Source organism: Paenibacillus sp. 1_12, assembly GCF_900114475.1.
Lineage (GTDB): Bacteria > Bacillota > Bacilli > Paenibacillales > NBRC-103111 > Paenibacillus_S.
Map to the genome: position 1 here is coordinate 30,312 of NZ_FOTE01000013.1, position 19,974 is coordinate 50,285.

General features: G+C 46.4%; 17 protein-coding genes. 15 read left to right on the forward strand and 2 right to left on the reverse strand.

Going from position 1 to position 19,974, the window contains the following annotated elements; genetic code table 11:
* Positions 1 to 20: 20 nt before the first annotated feature.
* From BM210_RS24000 to BM210_RS24035, 8 genes are all read left to right on the forward strand, one after another.
* Positions 21 to 2,621 (forward strand): Ig-like domain-containing protein, encoded by a 2,601-nt coding sequence (locus BM210_RS24000; RefSeq protein WP_256223980.1) that lies wholly within the window; start codon positions 21 to 23, stop codon positions 2,619 to 2,621.
* Between the two features lie 276 nt (positions 2,622 to 2,897).
* Positions 2,898 to 3,314 carry a CBS domain-containing protein gene (locus BM210_RS24005; RefSeq protein WP_091174414.1) on the forward strand — a complete coding sequence of 139 codons (417 nt, stop codon included), beginning with the start codon at positions 2,898 to 2,900 and terminating at the stop codon, positions 3,312 to 3,314.
* A 70-nt stretch (positions 3,315 to 3,384) separates the two neighbouring features.
* The gene (locus BM210_RS24010; protein WP_256223981.1) at positions 3,385 to 4,308 is read left to right on the forward strand and encodes a DUF2232 domain-containing protein; all 924 of its coding nucleotides are present in this window, start codon (positions 3,385 to 3,387) and stop codon (positions 4,306 to 4,308) included.
* 22 nt (positions 4,309 to 4,330) lie between these two features.
* Positions 4,331 to 6,295, forward strand: coding sequence for a DHH family phosphoesterase (locus BM210_RS24015; RefSeq protein ID WP_091174416.1), 1,965 nt, complete (start codon positions 4,331 to 4,333; stop codon positions 6,293 to 6,295).
* On the forward strand, positions 6,292 to 6,741 hold the full coding sequence (rplI, locus tag BM210_RS24020; protein WP_091174419.1) for a 50S ribosomal protein L9: 450 nt from the start codon (positions 6,292 to 6,294) through the stop codon (positions 6,739 to 6,741). Before BM210_RS24015 ends, rplI begins: the two co-directional genes overlap by 4 nt.
* 47 nt (positions 6,742 to 6,788) lie before the next feature.
* On the forward strand, positions 6,789 to 8,132 hold the full coding sequence (dnaB, locus tag BM210_RS24025; protein WP_177237977.1) for a replicative DNA helicase: 1,344 nt from the start codon (positions 6,789 to 6,791) through the stop codon (positions 8,130 to 8,132).
* A gap of 146 nt (positions 8,133 to 8,278) precedes the next feature.
* The gene (locus tag BM210_RS24030; protein WP_091174423.1) at positions 8,279 to 9,562 is read left to right on the forward strand and encodes an adenylosuccinate synthase; all 1,284 of its coding nucleotides are present in this window, start codon (positions 8,279 to 8,281) and stop codon (positions 9,560 to 9,562) included.
* Positions 9,563 to 9,717: 155 nt separating this feature from the next.
* The gene (locus BM210_RS24035; RefSeq protein WP_091174424.1) at positions 9,718 to 10,434 is read left to right on the forward strand and encodes a hypothetical protein; all 717 of its coding nucleotides are present in this window, start codon (positions 9,718 to 9,720) and stop codon (positions 10,432 to 10,434) included.
* Here the strand turns inward: BM210_RS24035 and BM210_RS24040 are convergent.
* Positions 10,431 to 10,709, reverse strand: a complete 279-nt coding sequence (locus tag BM210_RS24040; protein ID WP_091174426.1) for a hypothetical protein — start codon at positions 10,707 to 10,709, stop codon at positions 10,431 to 10,433. The genes BM210_RS24035 and BM210_RS24040 overlap by 4 nt on opposite strands.
* Positions 10,710 to 10,884: 175 nt before the next feature.
* Here BM210_RS24040 and BM210_RS24045 point away from each other — a divergent pair, with 175 nt between their 5' ends.
* The 6 genes from BM210_RS24045 (at position 10,885) to BM210_RS24070 (ending at position 18,383) form a co-directional block, all read left to right on the forward strand.
* A complete protein-coding gene (locus tag BM210_RS24045) occupies positions 10,885 to 12,669 on the forward strand; it encodes a peptidoglycan DD-metalloendopeptidase family protein (RefSeq protein WP_256223983.1) in 1,785 nt (594 codons plus the stop codon).
* A gap of 214 nt (positions 12,670 to 12,883) precedes the next feature.
* The gene (gene yycF, locus BM210_RS24050; protein WP_091174428.1) at positions 12,884 to 13,600 is read left to right on the forward strand and encodes a response regulator YycF; all 717 of its coding nucleotides are present in this window, start codon (positions 12,884 to 12,886) and stop codon (positions 13,598 to 13,600) included.
* Between the two features lie 3 nt (positions 13,601 to 13,603).
* Complete coding sequence (gene walK / locus BM210_RS24055) at positions 13,604 to 15,439, forward strand: cell wall metabolism sensor histidine kinase WalK (protein ID WP_091174431.1); 1,836 nt, start codon at positions 13,604 to 13,606, stop codon at positions 15,437 to 15,439.
* Positions 15,439 to 16,755, forward strand: coding sequence for a YycH family regulatory protein (locus BM210_RS24060; RefSeq protein WP_091174433.1), 1,317 nt, complete (start codon positions 15,439 to 15,441; stop codon positions 16,753 to 16,755). The genes walK and BM210_RS24060 overlap by 1 nt, the downstream gene beginning before the upstream one ends.
* A 45-nt stretch (positions 16,756 to 16,800) precedes the next feature.
* Positions 16,801 to 17,556, forward strand: coding sequence for a two-component system regulatory protein YycI (yycI, locus tag BM210_RS24065; RefSeq protein WP_091174435.1), 756 nt, complete (start codon positions 16,801 to 16,803; stop codon positions 17,554 to 17,556).
* A 23-nt stretch (positions 17,557 to 17,579) separates the two neighbouring features.
* A complete protein-coding gene (locus BM210_RS24070) occupies positions 17,580 to 18,383 on the forward strand; it encodes an MBL fold metallo-hydrolase (RefSeq protein WP_091174438.1) in 804 nt (267 codons plus the stop codon).
* Here the strand turns inward: BM210_RS24070 and BM210_RS24075 are convergent.
* Positions 18,352 to 18,561 (reverse strand): hypothetical protein, encoded by a 210-nt coding sequence (locus tag BM210_RS24075; RefSeq protein WP_091174439.1) that lies wholly within the window; start codon positions 18,559 to 18,561, stop codon positions 18,352 to 18,354. The genes BM210_RS24070 and BM210_RS24075 overlap by 32 nt on opposite strands.
* 149 nt (positions 18,562 to 18,710) lie before the next feature.
* Here BM210_RS24075 and BM210_RS24080 point away from each other — a divergent pair, with 149 nt between their 5' ends.
* A complete protein-coding gene (locus tag BM210_RS24080; protein WP_091174442.1) occupies positions 18,711 to 19,940 on the forward strand; it encodes a S1C family serine protease in 1,230 nt (409 codons plus the stop codon).
* Positions 19,941 to 19,974 lie beyond the last annotated feature (34 nt).

Below are 19,974 nucleotides of genomic sequence, written 5' to 3' on the forward strand. Positions count from 1 at the left end.
TTAATGGAGGTAAATTATTTATGATGGTAAGAATGGCTAGAGTGTTATCCTTGTTACTCGTGCTGATGGTGGCAGCAAGCAATTGGAGCGGAGCCCGTGTGTTGGCGGCAGACGACATTGCAAGTTTAGTAGTGAGCAAGAATGAGTTGACTCTAGAGGTAGGAAGTACGTCGAATATCACAGCAACAGCAGTGTTTACAAGCGGTACAACCGAGAATGTAACAGTCAAGACGGATTGGAATTCCGGATCGACGGATGTGGCTACGGTTTATGCCGGTGCGATATCAGCGAAGAAGGAAGGAAGCGCCACGGTAACCGCCACGTACATGGGCAAAACCGTAATTATCCATGTGACAGTAACCAAAAAAGTGAAATCCTTAACCAAAGATAAGCAATTAATTAATTTGCGCTTGAATCAGTCTGACAACGTACAAATTACAGCTTATTATGACGATGGAACGTTTGCAGATGTGACCAGTAAAGCGGACTGGAGCAGCGACAACAACTCTATCGCTACGGTTACGAATGGGGAGGTAAAAGGTCTTAGCTCTGGTAAAGCGACGATCACGGCTAAATACAACAGTTTAACGTTGAGTCTTCCGGTCAATGTTGAAATTGTCCAACGTATTGATCCCGATAAGTCACAGGTATCCCTGCTGTTGAAGGGTACAGAGAAGATCAAGCTGATGGCGACCTATCCCGATGGCACGCAGGTGGATGTAGCGGACAAGGCAGAGTGGGAAACAGATAAGGACACGGTTGCGGATGTACTTAAAGGCACCATTACCGGATATGGCCCGGGTCAAGCTACAATAAAGGCAACGTATGGCACAAAAAGCACGACGATTAAAGTAGATGTCGATAATGCGATCAAGCTGGATTTCGTTGAACAAACGCATCTGATGAAGAAAAATGGAACTTTGCAGCTTACGCTTAATGCAACCTATGCCAATGGGAATACAGAGAATATTACCGATCGTGCAGAATGGTCATCCAGTGATGACAGTATCGTTTATGCGTTAAAAGGCAAGCTGACAGCCAATGCGATTGGTGAAGTTACGATCACAGCCAAGTATGGCGAAAAGCAGATTACAAGAACCATTTATGTCGATGTACCCCGTCGACTGGAAGTCGATGAAGAAACGATCTCGTTAAAATCGGGAACCAATACCCAAATTATTTTATATGCTACTTATGCGGATTCTACTGCGCCAAGAGAGGCTGTCACGGACCGTGCGGAATGGACCGTAGACAACAGCTCAGCTATCGATGTAGTAAAAGGTAAGATTACAGCCTATAAATCCGGTGAGGCGCTGGTTACAGCAACTTACGGAGGTAAAACCGTTCAAATTAAAGTATTGGTGGATATCCCGAGCTTTGTAACGGCGAATAAGAAAACTTTAAATTTAGCGGTTGGCAGCTATGAACAAATTACGCTGGAAGCTTCATATGCCAATGATGCAACCAGAAAAGATACGGTGACCAACGCTGCGGAATGGAAATCGAGTGCTCCTGAAGTTGTTGATGTTTCCAGTGGTCTTATAACAGGTCTTGCTACAGGCTCTTCCGTGGTTACGGCCAAATATGGAACAAGAACGGTGACGATCCAGGTAACTGTCGGCGTACTGGAAAGCCTGACAACAGAGAGCACGGAACTGGTTTTAAAAAAGGGCGACGTTAGCAATATCGCAGTCAAAGCCAAGTACAAAGACGGTACCGTTAAGGAAGCTGCTCCGGAAGCGGTATGGACAAGCTCCAATCTGAAGGCTGTAACCGTAGATCAGGGGAAAGTGACAGCTGTTGGTTCAGGCGAGTCAACAATTACTGCAACCCTGGACAACAAGACAGTGAGTATCAAGGTAAGTGTAGATACGGCTGATGATTTAACCGCAAGCAGCACTTATCTCGTATTTGATCTTGGTGAGATCAAGCAAATTGTCTTAACAGCAACAGATCCATTAAATGTTACGAAAAATGTTGAGGCTGAAGCCGAATGGAAAACGAGCAATGCGCAAATTGTGCAGGTATCCAAGGGGACGATCACCCCAATAGCCAGAGGTAAAGCGACGATCACAGCGAGCTACGGTGGAAAGAGTGTTACGATTAGCGTAGAAATCGGTGTTGTGCAAAGTCTGGAAGTCGATCAACGCTTCATCTCGATGAAGACAGGTAATTCGGTTTCCGTTAAGCTGACCGCAACGTTGTCGGATGGTAGCAAAAGAGACGTGACCTCGGCCGCTACCTGGAAAACATCTGCCTATAAAGTAGCGGATGTTAGTGCAGGAACGATCACGGCTATCGGCTCCGGTAAAGCCAGTGTGACAGGTACTTTTGGCGGTAAGGCTATCGCTTTACCCATTGATGTGAACACACTCAAATATTTGAAGACCGATGTGGTGAAGGTTGATCTCACAGAGGGTCAAGAGGCACAAGTTACTGCAACCGGTACTTATTCGGATGGCTCAGATGAAGATGTTACGATCCCTGCATTATGGACATCTGCGAATAGTATGATCGCAGATGTAAAGGACGGCATAATCAAAGCGACCGGTAAAGGGAAAACGCGAGTAACCGTTACGTATTCCAATATCAGATGGTACGTGCAGGTAACTGTAAAATAATATAGAATGGCAATGTTGAACACAGTCAGCCTCGTGCTGGCTGTGTTTTTCCTATAGGTATACGTTTAAACTTGCAGATTAGCATGAGGAATATTCCGCGACAGACTTACCGTCCCTCCAAAAACGCGGGTCCTCAATGCCGAAATCGCAACGGCTTCTATTGTCTACCATGGTTACATATAGAAGAGGTATAGTTGTATATCTTCTATTTGCGTCATAGTGTATTATGAAGTAGATAGGATACACTGTTATTTCAGTCAAGAAAGGATTGGTTTTGTGAACATCGCGTTTTTTCTTGTTCCTAAAGAAGACGTTATTTACTTATCCCCTAACTCCACGATGCGCCAGGCGCTAGAAAGAATGGAATACCATCGATATTCGGCAGTGCCGCTTATTGATGAGGCTGGCAAGTATGCCGGAACGATTACAGAGGGCGATTTATTGTGGAAGCTCAAGCGTGAGCCGCAAATCGGGTTTGACCATACGCACAAAGTCCTCTTAAAGGATGTTGCACAGCATATGGAGATCAAGCCTGTCCGGATCGACCAACAAATGCAGGATCTGATTCTGCTCGCCACTAACCAGAACTATGTTCCTGTAATCGATGACAATGAGGTATTTATCGGAATTATTCGCAGAAGAGAAATTATTGATTATTGCTTCAAGTTGTGGCAGGCAGAACAAAAGGTTTGAGATGTGTTATAATGGTCAAGTCATCGTTAGCAGGTTAAGGGTAAGAACATATGTGTAAGAGGTGAACGGATTGAGGAAGGATTCCTTGTTGGGATTACTGGGTTGGGGCTTGGCGACGGTTATTTTAATGCTGTCGATTTCGGTACCATTTGTTAGTCAAATTACGATTTGCTTTTTGATGGTGCCGCTGCTAGTACAGTATGTGAAGCTGGATACGAAACGGTTTTTATTATTTTATATGATTAGTTTGGTTGTCGTTTATCTGGTAGCTACATTGCTGATAGCAGGATTTGTAGCTGTCATGCTTATTGCCGTATCCATATTCTTTTTACCCCCAGTTATCCAAATGGGCAATCAATACAAAAAAGGTGCGCCAGCGCGAAATGTTGTCACTGCGGGCACACTTACCCTGTTGGCGGAAATGCTGCTTAGCTTGGTAGTCTGCTATGCTTTTGGAATCAATTTGATTGAAAAAATGAAGCTGCTTATGTTGGAGAGCATAAGTATCATGCCTGCTTACCTGCAAAATGCAATGGTCATGGATAAAGATATGCTGGTTCAGATTGCAAGCCATATGCTACCTCTTTATATGATCGGGATTTCATTATTTCTCGTATTGGTAGCGCACTGGGCATCAAGGAAGCTGCTCAATCGGACGGGTGAGCATATTCTCGGGTTCAAACCTCTGCGCGATTGGATGCTTCATAAATCATTGGTATGGTACTACATGATCGGCTTGTTTTTGGAGTTTTTTGTGAAGGACACGAGCTCGATTCTATTTACAATCCTGATTAACCTACTGCCGATGCTGTCGTTTTTGTTTGCGGTTCAGGCGATTTCCTTTCTGTTTTTCCTGGCTCACTTCAAACGTTGGAACCGGGTTTTGCCGATTTGCGGAATTATTGTATCGTTGCTTTTTGCACCCTTCTTGTTAAGCTTGCTGGGCGTGTTCGATACTGCTTTTCCGCTCCGTGAACGTGTGACTCGAAAATAAGATTGGATTAGGGGCGAAAGGGATGCCGAAGTTCTTGTTAAAGCGATGGCATGGCTCGCATATCGTATGGATTTTTGCTGTAATGACGATATTAATTTTTGTACTTATGTTGTTTCAATGGATAGTCGGTATAATCGCTTTGCTTGTATGCGTTATTCTAGGCTTTTTTACGATGAGGGCCGAGCAGGCATTCAGCAGGGATATGAACAAATACGTAACGACATTGTCTCATCGCATCAAGCGGGCGGGTAATGAAGTTATCAACGAGCTGCCAATCGGGATTTTGCTGTATAACGAAGAAAAAATCGTGGAGTGGCACAATCCTTTTGTAGCCAAAATGCTGGGCAAGGACTCCTTAATAGGCGAACCCTTGCTGGAGCTGTTCCCGATATTAAAAGGCCGTAAGGATAAGGATCTTGCTAAAGTTGAGATCGCTATTGGTAAAAGTATTTATCAGGTACAGGTTAAGCCGAATGAGCGGCTGCTGTATGTGACGGATATTACGGCCTATAAAACATTATCCCTGCGTTATGAGGAAGAGCGGTTGTCGATCGGTATTATTATGATGGATAATCTGGATGAAGCGACGCAAGGCATGGACGATCAATCAAGGAGTATTATGTTGGCCAAGGTAACCGGTGAAATTACCGAATGGGCGCAAAAGTACAACGTGTACTTGCGTCGTACCGCCTCCGATCGCTACTTGATCTTGATTGATCAGAAGGGCTTGAAGATGCTGGAGCAGTCGCGTTTTGAAATCTTGGACGAGGTCCGTGATTTGACGATCGAGCATAAATTGCAGCTGACTTTAAGTATCGGAATCGCTTCTGGCAACAACTCCTTAACGGAATTGGGGCAATTGGCGCAAACCAGTCTAGATATGGCACTGGGCCGCGGCGGTGATCAGGTTGCAGTGAAGATCGGCGAAAGACTATCCTTCTATGGGGGCCGATCCAATGCGGTCGAGAAACGGACGAGAGTTCGGGCAAGGGTAATTTCCCATGCGCTGCGCGATTTGATCAAGGAATGTGACAAGGTTATCATTATGGGTCATCGGTATCCCGATATGGATTCGATTGGTGCGGCTATCGGCGTGCTGAAAGCGGCCCATGTCAGCAATAAAGAAGGTTACATTGTGCTGGAAGGGGTAAACCCTTCGATTCAGAAGCTGATGGAAACGATTTATGAAGATGAGAAGCTGAACCGCTGGTTTATAACGCCGGATCAGGCGATGCAGATTACGAATCAACGGTCACTGGCCGTTGTTGTCGATACTCACAAAGCGTCGATGGTAGCCGAGCCAAAGCTGCTGCAGCTGACACAACGTAAATTTGTCGTTGACCATCATCGGCGCGGTGAGGAATTTATTCAAGATGCGACGCTGGTATATATGGAGCCGTATGCTTCCTCGACCTGCGAGCTGGTAACTGAGCTGCTGCAGTATTTCAACGACCGATTGACGATGGGTGTGCTTGAAGCAACTGCACTGCTCGCTGGTATTGTTGTCGACACAAAAAGCTTTTCACTCAGTACGGGTGCCCGTACCTTTGAAGCAGCGTCCTTCCTAAGGCGCAATGGAGCGGATTCCTCGCTCATCCAAAGGCTGCTGAAGGAGGATTTGGAGGCTTATATCCAGCGTGCGGAAGTCATTAAGAATGCAGTCGTCATCTATGAACATATCGCGCTAGCCATAACGGAGCCAAATCGCAAATATCCACAGCTGCTGATTGCTCAAGCAGCCGATACGCTGCTTACGATGACGGGGGTATCGGCCTCATTTGTTATTAGTGAAAGACCTGACGGATTAGTCGGTATCAGTGCCCGTTCGTTAGGACAATTAAATGTTCAGGTTGTAATGGAACGAATGGGCGGCGGTGGGCATTTAACGAACGCAGCTACGCAATTCGAAGGAACGCTTGATGCGGCTGCACAAAAGCTAAATGAAGTTTTAAATGAGATGAATGCTGAGGAGGCGCTTTTCGAATGAAAGTTATCTTATTAAAGGATGTTAAGGGACAAGGCAAGAAGGGTGAAATTAAAGAGGTATCTGAGGGATATGCAACGAATTTTCTACTGCCACAGAAGTTGGCGGCACCTGCTAACGAAGGTTCTGTAAAGATGCTGGACCAGCAGAAGAAGGCAGAGCAGCGCAAGAAGGACCAAGAGAAGGCTGATGCTGTAGAGCTTGGAAACAAGTTGGAATCGGTAACGGTGGAATTAAAGGCGAAATCAGGTAAGGATGGCCGTTTGTTCGGAGCCATTCCAAGCAAGCAGGTGGCTGAGGAGCTGGAAAAGCAGTTCAAGCTGAAGCTGGATAAACGGAAAATTCTTATGGATGAGCCGATTCGTACGTTAGGTGTGACAGAGGTTGGCGTAAAACTGCACCCAGAGGTTTCTGGAAAACTGAAGATACATGTGAGTGAGGATAAGTAAACTTTCGTGATGGAAGTGCCCAGGAGGGGAAATCATTGAACGAGGGCATGTTTTTGGATCGTATCCCTCCGCAAAATTTGGAAGCCGAGCAGGCCGTGCTCGGCGCTATTTTGCTTGACGGCGAATCGCTCGTTACTGCGATGGAGCGGATCAATAGCGATGATTTTTATCGCACCTCGCATCAGCGGATTTTTGAATCGATGCTGGAGCTGGCCGAGGAGGATGAGCCCATTGACTTGATCACGCTGACGTCCAAACTGCAAAATAAGCAGCAGTTGGAGGAGATCGGCGGGATCAAGTATTTGTCTGAGCTTGCAAATGCGGTGCCTACTGCGGCTAATATCGACTACTATGCTCAGATTGTAGAAGAGAAGTCGATGCTGCGGCGGTTGATTCGGGCGGCAACGAATATCGTTACGGATGGCTATGCCAGTACGGACGATGTCGCTGAGCTGCTGGGTGAAGCAGAGAAGAAGATTCTCGAAATTTCCCAGCGTCGCTCTTCAACAGGGTTCATTGCGATTCGCGATGTGTTGATGGAGGTTTTTGACAAGGTTGAATACCTTTATAACAATAAAGGGGGAACGACCGGAGTCAGGTCAGGCTTTCAGGATTTGGATAAAATGACATCGGGGTTTCAACGTTCGGATTTAATTATCGTGGCGGCGCGTCCTTCAGTGGGAAAGACGGCATTTGCTTTGAATATAGCCCAAAATGTAGGTGTGCGGGAGAAGGAAACGGTTGCTATTTTCAGTCTGGAAATGGGCGCTCCTCAGCTTGTACAGCGGATGATTTGTGCGGAAGCCAATGTGGATGCGACTCGGATGCGTACGGGTTCGTTGGAGGCTGAGGATTGGGAAAAGATGACGATGGCGATCGGTTCCCTGTCTGAAGCGAACATTTATATTGATGATTCTCCTTCAGTTACGGTTGCCGATATTCGAGCCAGATGCCGGAGACTTAAGCAGGAGCGGGGGCTTGGGATGATCCTGATCGATTACCTGCAGCTGATTCATGGCCGCGGTAAAGGGGATAACCGGCAGCAGGAGGTATCGGAAATTTCACGTACCTTGAAGCAAATTGCCCGTGAGCTGGATGTACCGGTCATTGCGTTATCCCAGCTTAGTCGTGGGGTCGAGCAGCGTCAAGACAAACGTCCGATGATGTCGGACTTACGGGAATCCGGATCTATTGAGCAAGATGCTGATATCGTCGCCTTCCTGTATCGGGATGATTACTATGATAAAGAATCCGAAAAAAAGAACATCATCGAGATCATCATCGCCAAACAGCGGAATGGTCCGGTAGGAACGGTAGAGCTTGCCTTTTTGAAAAATTATAATAAATTTGTCGGGCTGGACCGCACGCATCAGGAAGCGGCAGGCAGATAATTCAATGAACGAACATTACAACACGATGGTCCGAAAATGTTCGTTTTTATTGACTTTAGATCCAGTAACTGCTAGAATACTAAGGGTGCTTTATGCCTTTTTGGCTAATTATAGGTGAAACTTTCACCTGATGGGGGTTAGATTGCATGTCAACGGTTGTGGTTGTCGGAACCCAATGGGGCGACGAAGGAAAAGGTAAAATTACCGATTTTCTTGCTGAGTCTGCAGAAGTGGTTGCACGTTACCAAGGTGGTAACAATGCAGGTCATACGATTTTGATCGATGAAAAAAAGTACAAATTGACAATGGTTCCTTCGGGCATTTTTTATGAAAATAAGGTGTGCGTTATTGGTAATGGTATGGTTATTAACCCAGGCGCGCTGCTTGAAGAGATTCAATATATTCATGATAACGGATTTACTACGAACAATTTGAAAATTAGTGACCGCGCACATGTCATTATGCCGTATCATCTGCTGCTTGATGGTCTGGAAGAAGATCGCAAGGGTGAGAACAAGATCGGTACGACACGTAAGGGAATTGGTCCTTGCTATATGGATAAAGCTGCACGTAACGGTATCCGGATTGCCGATTTGATGGATGCAGAGGAATTCACGAACCGCGTACGTCAGGTTGTTGCTGAGAAAAATGTGTTGATCGAGCAAGTATACGGTGCAGCGGCTGTAGACGCAGAGGCTATCATTTCTGAGTATTTGGGCTATGCAGAGCGGCTACGTCCTTATGTAACAGATACCTCCGTAATCTTGAACGATTTGATCGACGCAGATAAGAAAGTACTGTTTGAAGGTGCTCAAGGCGTTATGCTTGACATTGACCAAGGCACTTATCCATTCGTAACTTCTTCTAACCCATCGGCAGGTGGCGTTTGTATCGGTTCTGGTGTAGGACCAAGCAAAATCCAGCAGGTTATCGGTGTTGCCAAGTCGTACACGACACGTGTAGGCGATGGTCCGTTCCCAACGGAACTGAACAACGAGATCGGTGACTGGATTCGTGAAAAAGGCCATGAGTACGGCACTGTAACAGGTCGTCCTCGCCGTGTGGGCTGGTTTGACAGTGTGGTCATTCGCCATGCCCGTAGAGTAAGCAGCATTACAGGATTATCACTGAACTCACTGGATGTGCTGGCAGGCCTTGAAACGGTTAAAATTTGCACATCCTATCAATATCGCGGACAAACAATCGAGCATTACCCAGCCAGCTTGAAAATGCTGTCCGAATGTGTGGCTGTTTATGAAGAGCTTCCAGGTTGGAGCGAGGATATTACAGGCGTTCGTAAATTGGAGGATCTGCCTGTGAATGCCCGTAAATATATCGAACGCGTCGTAGAATTAACCGGGATTCCGATCTCGATCTTCTCTGTGGGCCGTAACCGTGAGCAAACGAATTTGGTACACGAAATTTTCTAAAGTATAGTGTATATCCAATCTCTCAAGACCTGTTTGACAGGTTTTGGGAGATTTTTTTGATCAAAATGGGTTGATTTGGTAGAAAGCCGTCCATACTGAAGGAAGCAAGCTGAATCTGCAGCTGCTGAGAACTGAATGGCGGGAGCGGATAACGAATGAAGCTAATCCAAGTTATGATCAAGCTGATTGTAAGCATGATGATCACCTCTATCGTATGTGTAGTGTGTACGTTCACGGTAATGAATGCCTATATTGACATGGTTCTAGATCAATATCAATTGAAATCAAGTGCGATGACGGCACCAAGCTGGTCGCAATTTATTGCGCATTTAGGTAAACAAGCGGAAGGCTTTCACTTATTTGCGGAGGGAAAGAACGATACCCGATCAGAGGGAACGAATCTTAATAATCGTACGGGTACTACCCAGGATACACCACCAAATGATGCCATAGCGGTATTTGGGCAGCAGGGTACAGATAAGAAAACGGAAAACAAAGTGAATACAGGAGGCTCAGCAGCTGAAGCTGGCACCGGATTATCGAAGCCAAGTGCTGGTGCTGTTTCTGAGGCTTCACCGAACAGTTTAAGCAGCGGGCTCAAAGTGGATGGCAGTACAGACTTGGGTTCAGGCGGGAAAGTGGTCGTTTCTGGAGAAGAGTTCACGAAGAAAAAGGAGCAACTATCGAACGAGGATAAGAACCAAATTTTCAAGCTGCTGCTGACTCGTGTCCCTCAGACTGAAATTCAGCATATTTCCAGTATGATGGAAGATGGCATCACAGCCAGCGAGTTGAATGAGATTGAAAAAATTCTCAAAAATTATTTGAAGCCGGAAGAATACTCCCAGCTTCTTGGTATGATCAAACCTTAGTCTTGCACCCCAGCTTGTCCTGCAATTCCTCCATATCTCGCAATAGTATCCTCCGCTTGGCGGAGTCGCGATGACTCGACAACGATCTGCATCATGAATCCAGAGGCGGGTTCTGATGTATCATTCGACAAGCTCGGGATCGCTGACTCTGCCCCGCCAGCTGGCGCCAAATCTCCAGATTGCATGTTGATATCAATCACTCCTTGCTCTTTTAGCAGGTGAATTGCGGAATCCATTTCTGCCTGACTGCTAAAAACGGCCGTTAAACTTTCCATATTATGGCTTCACTCCCCCGTCATGTTTCGACCTTCCTCTACAACCATCCTTACAAATGTGTTGAAATTCACAGTTCACCTATGTTAAATTGATTAAGAGCCTACGGCTTTCATTAGTGTGCCTACTTAAGTTTTGTTTATGTATTTGGCAAAAAACAAGATAAAGGAGAACAACATGAGTGTTTTAAAAGGAATGAGCTGGGCTAAGGAGCTGCTGGACAAGTCAAAGCAGAAGCTTACCAAAAACCCGTTACGTAATATGAAATTAAAGCTTCATTTGAAATCGGCAGTATCGGCGAATGAGCAATCACATAGATCAGCAGAAGAAGTACAATTAATAGAATCGGTAGATACCGTAGAATCAAGCACACCTGTACAAGTGTCTGAGCCTGTTGAATCGAATGAAACGATACAATTGGTAGAGAAGTCAGCTTTGCTAGAAAAGGCAAATTTGATAGAGACAGAAGAAGGGTCAAATCACGTTCAAGCCGCAGAAACTGTGGAAACGGCGCAAGTATTGACATCAGTAGAAACTGAAGAAACGATACATAAAGCTAAAGGAATTCTTGGACATAAGTGGACACTTATCAAGACTGCAGCTGTTGCCAGTGTAATTACGGCAGTTGTATGGGGCGGTAACCATTATATTGTGAGCAATATGAACCAGGTGTATCATGTGTTCGTGAATGGAACAGAGATTGGTGTTGTATCCGACAAATCAACGGTGGAGCAGTTTGAAGCCTCCAAAGTCAAAGAATTAGCCAGCAGTAAAGAAGATTTGAGAATGGTTGTTCAGGAACCTACCGTCACATATACCGCTGAAAGGGCTTTCATGGCTAAATCCAATGATAAGGAAGTATTGGACAAGATAGTTGGTTATATTTCAGCTTACCCAATTGGGACCGAGCTGTTGGTTGACGGTAAAAACGTAGGCGTGCTGAAAAACAAAGAAACAGCTAATCAGGTTTTAGAGCAGATCAAGACTAATGTGCTGGATAAGAAAAAAGACTCTAGTAAGGTTCGGGTTTTATCAGCGGCTGCGCCTGTGGAATCAGGTGAACTGCAGAAGATTGAGTTCGTGCAAAAGGTAGAGCTGCATGATATCCCGATCCAGCCTCAGGATGTAGTTAATCCGGACGAGCTTAGAAAAAAGCTGGAAACCGGTGATGTTCAACCCGTTCAATATACGGTGGTACAGGGAGATTGCGTCTCCTGCATCGCGACCAAGCTTAATATATCCAAGCAAGTCATCTATCAAAATAACCCTACGATCGTAGACGATAAGTTAAAAGTAGGCCAAAAGCTTGATTTAACCGTACTGCAGCCGACATTAGCGGTTCGTACTGTTGAGAAAGTAGTGGAAAACCAGGAAATCCAGTTTGACACGGAATTCGAAAAGGATAGCAGTGTGATGCTGGGAACAGATCAGACATTAAGACAGGGCAAAAATGGCTTGAAAAAAATAACGATTCTCGTTACCAAAGTGAACGGTTTGGTCATAGAGGAAGCTGTACAGGGCGAGGAAGTTATAGAACAGCCGGTTAAGGCTCTTGTGCGCAAAGGTACGAAGGTCATTACAGGCCAAGGAACAGGCAAATTTGCATGGCCGGTTCAATCCTACAGTATTACCAGTACATTCGGCTACCGTTGGGGCGCTCTGCATAAAGGGCTTGATCTGACTTCACCGAATAAAACGATCTTAGCTTCAGATAACGGAAAGGTCGTTTATGCGAGCTACGATAGCGGCTATGGCAATCATGTTATACTTGACCATATGAATGGCTACAAAACGTTGTACGGTCATATGAGTCAAATATATGTGAAAAATGGTCAGATTGTGGAAAAAGGCGAGAAAATTGGTTATATGGGCAGTACCGGTAATTCTACGGGTGTACATTTACACTTTGAGGTACAAAAAAATGATGTGGCTGAAAACCCGTCCAAATATTTGAATCGTTAGCACTTATAGTAATTATTAAATATTTTTAATTTTGAAGGATAGATAGCGAGACTAGAGAGAGAACCAACGGCGAGAGCCTGGCTGGTTCTCTCTTTTTTTATTACCATGAAGTGTAAATTGATTGTCATAAGCAGGCATAGCCGTTTATCCTCGCTTCAGGATGTGGTAAGATACAGGTAGTGAATTTGAGAAGGAACAGGCGGTGATCGTGAGGATGGCGAAGATACTCGTTGTCGATGATGAACAACCGATTGCGGATATATTAAAGTTTAATTTGGAAAAGGAAGGCCATGAGGTTATATGCGCTTATGATGGGGGCAGAGCGGTAGAGCTTGCTTTTGAAGAGAAGCCAGACCTGATATTACTGGACTTGATGCTGCCGGTTAAGGATGGCATGGATGTATGCCGCGAGGTGCGGATGAAGCTCAATACGCCTATCATTATGCTCACGGCTAAAGATAACGAGATTGATAAGGTGCTGGGGCTAGAGCTGGGTGCGGACGATTACGTTACTAAACCTTTTGGAACCCGGGAGCTGCTGGCACGAGTGAAGGCGCATTTGCGACGACAGACGAAGGTGCAGCAGACACCACCTGTGGAATCGGATGCCAGACAGGGCTTTAAGATCCATGACTTATTTATCGACAGTGATATGTATATGGTATACAAGGGTGAGGTACCGCTGGATTTGACGCATCGTGAGTTCGAGCTGGTACAGTATTTGGCCAAGCAGAGTGGCAAGGTTATGACACGTGAGCATTTGCTGCAGGCTGTATGGGGCTTTGAGTACTTCGGAGATGTACGCACGGTGGACGTTACGATTCGCAGACTGCGTGAGAAAATCGAGGATGACCCGAGCCGGCCGGAATATATTATGACACGTCGCGGACTCGGTTATATGATGCGCAATCCGAAGACCGGGAGCTTTTGATCCATGAAAGGGCTTCGGTTTTTTCAATCGATTCAGGCTAAGCTGATTATTATTTATGTGCTGCTGATTGTCATTGCGATGCAATTAATCGGAGTTTATTTTACACGGACGCTGGAGAGCTATTTTAAAACCGAGTTTATTAATTCCCATAATACGCAGGCGCAGCTGTTAGCCCAATATGTCGAGCCTTACTTGTCGGTCAACAATGAAGAGACGAAGTCGGGTGAAACACGAAAAACGAATGCGGATCTCAATGATGTCGTCAATAATTTGTTTGCGATCAGTAATGCGGAGATTCAGGTTATTGATGCCAACGGGATCGTGCTGTCAACGTCGATGGCAAGTCATCAGGCGGTTGTGAATCAGAAGAATATCCAGACTGAGGTCACTCGTGCGCTGCAGGGAATTAAGGATAACCAGCGGATGTTTACCGATTTTGACGGAGTGCGCAAGATGATTATTGCCAAGCCGGTCGGTACGGGCGTCAAGGTGAATGGCGCGGTTTATATTATCGCTTCTATGGAAGAAATGTATAAGCCAATGAATTTGATCAATCGTTTTTTGATCACGGGTACACTGATGGCGTTGGCATTGACGGCGATTCTTGGTGTGATGCTGTCAGCAACTATCACGAACCCGATTAAAGCGATCACAAGACAAGCTACGGCTGTTGCTGAAGGGCGATTTAATGCAGAGGTTCCGGTGCTCGGACGGGATGAGATCGGGCAGCTGGGGCAGACGTTTAATTTTATGATGGGGCGTTTGAAGGAAGCCCTTTCCTTAAATGAAGAGGAGAAGGAAAAGCTCGCCTCGATTTTGACGAATATGAATGATGGCTTGATCGCTGCGGACGATGATGGCAAGGTTATTGTGATCAATCGGCGCGCCAAGCAGATTTTGCAGGTGAATGAGGATACGACACTCGGCAAGCAGCTGCATGAGGTATTGGATATATCTAGGGATGTGCTGCAACAATTTGAGTTTGGTGAAGATCCGACCCTGCTGCTGCACATTGAGCATGACGAGGAAGAACGGCTGTCTTTAAAGCTAACCTTTACAGGTTTGTCGAATACGGAAAAGGGCCGCTCCGGCACGATAGCGATGCTTCAGGATGTAACGGATCAGGAGAAGCTGGAGGATTCCAGACGGGAGTTTGTGGCGAATGTGTCTCATGAGCTGCGAACACCGCTGACGACGATTAAAAGCTATCTGGAGGCGTTGGAGGATGGTGCTATCGACGACCCGCAGCTGGCTGGCAAGTTCATAAGTGTAACACGCAATGAAACAGAGCGGATGATTCGGCTGGTAACGGATTTGCTGCAGCTTTCCAGACTGGATTCGAAGCAGGCGACCCTCAGCAAGGAATATACGAATGTCTTTGAGATGCTGGAAGAGGTAGCAGACCGGTTCTCGTTTCAATTGGAGCAGCGGGGAATTACGATTGCTATTGAAGTTGCCCCCTTTTTGGAAGAAATCAAGATTGACCGCGACCGAATCGATCAGGTGCTTGATAATCTGGTGTCCAATGCGATTAAGTATACGTCAGAGCAAGGACATATTAGGATTGGAGCGAGTCTTCCTGAACCGGATATGCTGGAAATCGCTGTGCAGGATAACGGAATCGGAATTCCGAAGAAGGATTTGAGCCGGATCTTTGAACGGTTTTATCGTGTAGATAAGGCTCGCTCGCGTAATATGGGCGGAACGGGACTGGGTCTCTCGATTGCCCGGGAAATAGTAAGACTGCATGGCGGTACGGTATGGCTGGATTCGGAGCTTGAACAGGGAACGAAGGTGACGTTTACGCTGCCTTATCCTGGGGATGAGGAGGCTATATAATGATGGAGATGCTGAAATCGGCAACTCTCATATTGCTTGTTGGGCTCAGTTTCGTACAAAGCTATTTTTTATCCTACAGCTCTCCGAATTTTGATCCACTCGTACAAGATGAGTATGTCAAAACCGATCGTATCGGCTCGCAGGCGATGCTGGAGGATTTATTGTTTCCAGATCAGGTCGTTCTCCATTTGGGCAACCTGCAGCATACCGTTTTATATAGAGGAACGCCCGCTTATCGGATGGTAGTAGAAGGTGTAAATCAGCGTTCACTGGATGGGTTTCGTAAAATGAATCTGAGCGCCTTAAACATAAATTGGGAAGACGTGCGCAACAAGCAGCAAGGGATTGAAGTTAAATTCCGTGATGGCATACCGATTAACGTACTGCAGCGTGTCATGCAGCTTAAGGGTGAAATGCCGTTAGAAAATGATACGATCACTAAAATTTGGATTTTCACGAAAGAAACCAAGGACGAGGTACGGACGGTACTGTTTACTGATATACCGAATCTGGTGTATGAAGTACAGAAATCCGATATATCAGGCAAGGATATTGAACGTTTTGTAACCGAGGTGCAGAAGCCGGATGCAAGCGGCAAGGAAGTGATGATTCCTTATAAAACAACCTATGGGGATTATTATTTGCCTATGAAGCCTATAACCTTTGCTGAGGTGAGGCTGCCATTCAAACAGTTCACGGTTGACCAGTTGAAGCGAAGCTTCTTTGTAGATCCGGCGATTACCCGTAATCTATCAGAGCGTGATGGTTCAGAAATTTATACGGATGCCAAGCGCGGCCTCCAGCTAAAAAACGATCAGAAATGGATGACCTATTCCGACCCAGTCGCTGCAGCCACGGCTGTTGACAACAAAGAGGGATTGCAGGAAAACCTGCTGTCAGCCGTTCAATTTGTGAATCAGCACGGTGGCTGGAACGGAATATACTCTCTGCAAAAGGTTCCGCAGCGGCTGCTGCCGGGCAACCAGCCTTTTATTTTTCGGCAATATTACGGCTCGCTGCCGTTGATTGACCAGCGTATGTATACGCTTGGATCGATGAAAATGATCGTGCAAAAGGGGGTTGTCGCCAGCTATGAGCGGTCGACGATCATTCCCGATATGAGCAGCATCAGCAACAAGGAAACGACGATTATCGGCGGTGAAGCCTTGGATGAGAAGCTGAATGAGTACAGCAAAAAGAATTTAGTGATCTCGGTATTCCCTGGATATCGTACAGTAGTAAACGAGCAATCGATGGACTTGATCCCCGCTTGGGCTGTAGAGCTGCGGGATGGAAGCTATGAGTTTTTGGAATAGATCTTACGTATTTAGCAGGCGGCTATGCCGAGAAGGGGGAAAGCGATGGACTGGGGCCGGGCCAAAATGATTCTCATCGTGTCATTCTTTATTTTGAATGCTGTGCTCGGCTACCAGCTGTGGACGACCCGTTCCGACCTTCTGGAGTTCGATGCGAATACAACGAGCGCAGCGGAGGAAATCCAACGCCTTTTGAAAAGCAAAAACATTCAAATTTCGGCGGAGCTGCCAAAGGAAGTGCCTCGTCTGAAGGAGATTGTTGTCAGGTTTACAGAACCCGGGAATTCGAAAAAGCAGATTAATCTTGAGATTCCGTTTAAGTACAACCCGCTTGTAAGTAAAGGGTCCTCCAAGGATAATGTAGCAGCGCGGACTGCCATTCCGAATCTGGATAAATATCAATACGATCCGGTAACGAGCACAAATGAGCAGTACGTGTTTCATCAGCTGTATGGGACATTACCGATGTTCGAGGTGAGGCTTGAGTTAATTGAGCAAAATGGGCTGGTGACCGCGTACCGTCAAGGGTATGTGGAGGATCAGCTGACAGGTGCACAGAAGGAACAAAAGGTAATATCTTCTTATACAGTGCTGCGCAGTTTAATAGAAACGTATTTTCCAAGTGGATCGGTAGTCAGCAGCATCAAGTTGGGTTATCATGGACAAGAGTTTGATTCACAGACGATGTTTTTGGTTCCGTATTGGCGGGTAACGCTTGGGAACGGAGATGTTTATTATGTACATGCGTTTAACGGGGCTGTTGAGCCGCCGCAGAAAAATAAAAGCAATGCAGCAGGTTAAGGGGTCAGATGGGAGCTAGACAGATGGGAATTCGATTTAGTGTGTTGGCAAGTGGTTCCACGGGGAACATTACGATCGTGGCAACCGAGGAAAGCAAGGTGCTGATTGATGCCGGTTTGAGTGCGAAACGGGTGGAACAGCTGTTGAACGAAAAGGATTTGTCGGGCGCGGATCTGGATGCGATTGTCGTGACGCATGAGCATTCCGATCATATCAAGGGGCTTGGAGCGATGGCTCGAAAGTATGATCTGCCGGTTTATGCTAATGAAAAGACCTGGGAGCAGCTCGATAGACTGATAGGCGGAATAGCGAACGACAAGCGCTGTGTGATGGAAACGGGCGGCGTGTTGGATCTGGGCAAGCTGAGGGTGGAATCGTTCGGGATTTCTCATGATGCTGCCGAGCCGGTAGGTTATTGCTTCTATCATGAGAATCAAAAGCTGAGTGTGGCAACGGATTTGGGTTATATGAGTCCCAAGGTAAAGGAGCAAATCGACGATAGCGACGTACTGGTGCTGGAATCAAATCACGATGTTGAGATGCTGCGCGTTGGAAAATACCCGTGGAATATCAAACGCCGGATTTTGAGTGATATCGGGCATTTATCCAATGAAGCATCAGGTATAGGCTTGGTTGATGTGATGACAGATAGAACCAAACGTGTATATTTGGCGCATTTGAGCCGCGACCACAATATGATGGATTTAGCCAAGCTGACGGTCGGCCAGATGGTAGAGGAGCGATTGGCTCCGGATGATCACCGTGCCCGGCTGATGGATACGTATTATGATCGTGCTACAGCGTGGGATCGGCTGGACGAGGAGTAAATGAAGCGTCAAGCTCGGCAGACATCACGGCAATATCGCGAGCGGTCATAATTCCCTTCTCGACCAGCAGCTCGATAAGTGCAGTGACAAGCAGACTGTTATGGTAATGGGCATGCTTCAGATCGGCTAGCTGGGCGATCCAATTGACCTGGTCTAAATGCTGATTAATACGGTTCATGGGAGGAATCATCCTTTCAGGATTAAATGGTATATACTTAGTCTAGTCCGATCTTATGAAAATCATTCCTATTATTTGAAAGTTTTTGAGATTGCGAGTAAGGATGGGTGCTCTGTACGGGGAACGGCAGAGAGGGGGAGCGGAAGACGATGGGGTTGTTTGACGATGATTTTTATTCTACAAAAGTGTCTCGCCGTAATGAATGGTCTGTCAAAGGAAAGAAGTTTCAAAACGGATATAGAAGACGACAAGCCCCATCCTGGTTTCTTCCTGCTTTCGGTGGAGCCGCGATTATGCTTATTGTCTTAGCCTTGTTTCGTTTGGGCAGCGGCCCAGAGTCAGCAGCAGTACCAGTCACTGCGAATGGTGCAGCAGTTGCATCCGGGAATGGATCCGATACCCAGAAGCTGAGCAGTGACTCGGTTGTTAAAGCAGCAGAAAGGGTCGGCCCCACGGTAATCAGCATTATCGGTTCTCAAAAGGAAGGCGAAAAGGCAGGCGCACGCGGGTCGATGGGACTCGGGTCAGGTGTTATGTTCCAAAGATCCGGAGATAAAGTGCGTATCGTGACGAACAATCATGTCGTGGAAGGCTTTGCCCAACTGGATGTTGTGACCGCAAGCGGTGAACGCAAGAAAGCCTCACTGCTGGGTCGGGATCAAATGACAGATCTTGCCGTTCTGGAAATTGAGGGCAGCGGGATTAAATCCGTAGCGGAGTTCGGCGATTCGGATACGCTGCGGGCGGGTGAGACAGTAATTGCAGTGGGCAATCCACTCGGATTAGGTTATGCGCCTACGGTGACGAGAGGCATCATCAGCTGGCCGAAGCGGACCATTCCGGTATCGTTGGGTGTGCAGGGTGATTATGATTGGGAAATGGACGTCATCCAAACCGATGCTGCGATTAATCAGGGTAACAGCGGTGGAGCGCTCGTCAATCTGGAAGGCAAGATCGTCGGAATCAATACACTCAAGGTGGCGGATATGGGCGTGGAAGGGTTAGGTTTTGCCATTCCCATCAATTCCGTGAAACCGATAATCGAGACGCTGATCAAGGACCACAAAATCAAAAGACCTTATATGGGCGTGGTGACGCAGGATCTGCAATCTTTTACAGGGACAGAGGTATTAAAGTTGCCTGCTGATGTGAAAGCTGGTATTATCGTGCTGGACGTTACAGGTCCTGCTAAGGATGCGGGCTTGAAGACGAATGACGTTATCGTACAATTGGATACGAAGACGGTGGATAGTACGCTGGCGCTTCGTAAATATATATATAGTCAAAAGAAAATTGGCGATAAAATTACCATTACGTATTATCGCGGCGGGAAAAAGGCGACAACCACGATGACGATGGCGGAGCTGAAGGATCGTTAAGTGCAAGGATCTAGTATAGAGAAGAGTGGGGTCA

Coding starts and splice junctions, on each gene's coding strand:
- BM210_RS24080 (WP_091174442.1), top strand. CDS start 18,711: ATGGGGTTGTTTGACGATGATTTTTATTCTACAAAAGTGTCTCGCCGT.
- yycF (WP_091174428.1), top strand. CDS start 12,884: ATGGCGAAGATACTCGTTGTCGATGATGAACAACCGATTGCGGATATA.
- BM210_RS24045 (WP_256223983.1), top strand. CDS start 10,885: ATGAGTGTTTTAAAAGGAATGAGCTGGGCTAAGGAGCTGCTGGACAAG.
- BM210_RS24030 (WP_091174423.1), top strand. CDS start 8,279: ATGTCAACGGTTGTGGTTGTCGGAACCCAATGGGGCGACGAAGGAAAA.
- BM210_RS24040 (WP_091174426.1), bottom strand. CDS start 10,709: ATGGAAAGTTTAACGGCCGTTTTTAGCAGTCAGGCAGAAATGGATTCC.
- walK (WP_091174431.1), top strand. CDS start 13,604: ATGAAAGGGCTTCGGTTTTTTCAATCGATTCAGGCTAAGCTGATTATT.
- dnaB (WP_177237977.1), top strand. CDS start 6,789: ATGTTTTTGGATCGTATCCCTCCGCAAAATTTGGAAGCCGAGCAGGCC.
- BM210_RS24070 (WP_091174438.1), top strand. CDS start 17,580: ATGGGAATTCGATTTAGTGTGTTGGCAAGTGGTTCCACGGGGAACATT.
- rplI (WP_091174419.1), top strand. CDS start 6,292: ATGAAAGTTATCTTATTAAAGGATGTTAAGGGACAAGGCAAGAAGGGT.
- BM210_RS24000 (WP_256223980.1), top strand. CDS start 21: ATGATGGTAAGAATGGCTAGAGTGTTATCCTTGTTACTCGTGCTGATG.
- BM210_RS24015 (WP_091174416.1), top strand. CDS start 4,331: ATGCCGAAGTTCTTGTTAAAGCGATGGCATGGCTCGCATATCGTATGG.
- BM210_RS24075 (WP_091174439.1), bottom strand. CDS start 18,561: ATGAACCGTATTAATCAGCATTTAGACCAGGTCAATTGGATCGCCCAG.
- BM210_RS24060 (WP_091174433.1), top strand. CDS start 15,439: ATGATGGAGATGCTGAAATCGGCAACTCTCATATTGCTTGTTGGGCTC.
- yycI (WP_091174435.1), top strand. CDS start 16,801: ATGGACTGGGGCCGGGCCAAAATGATTCTCATCGTGTCATTCTTTATT.
- BM210_RS24035 (WP_091174424.1), top strand. CDS start 9,718: ATGAAGCTAATCCAAGTTATGATCAAGCTGATTGTAAGCATGATGATC.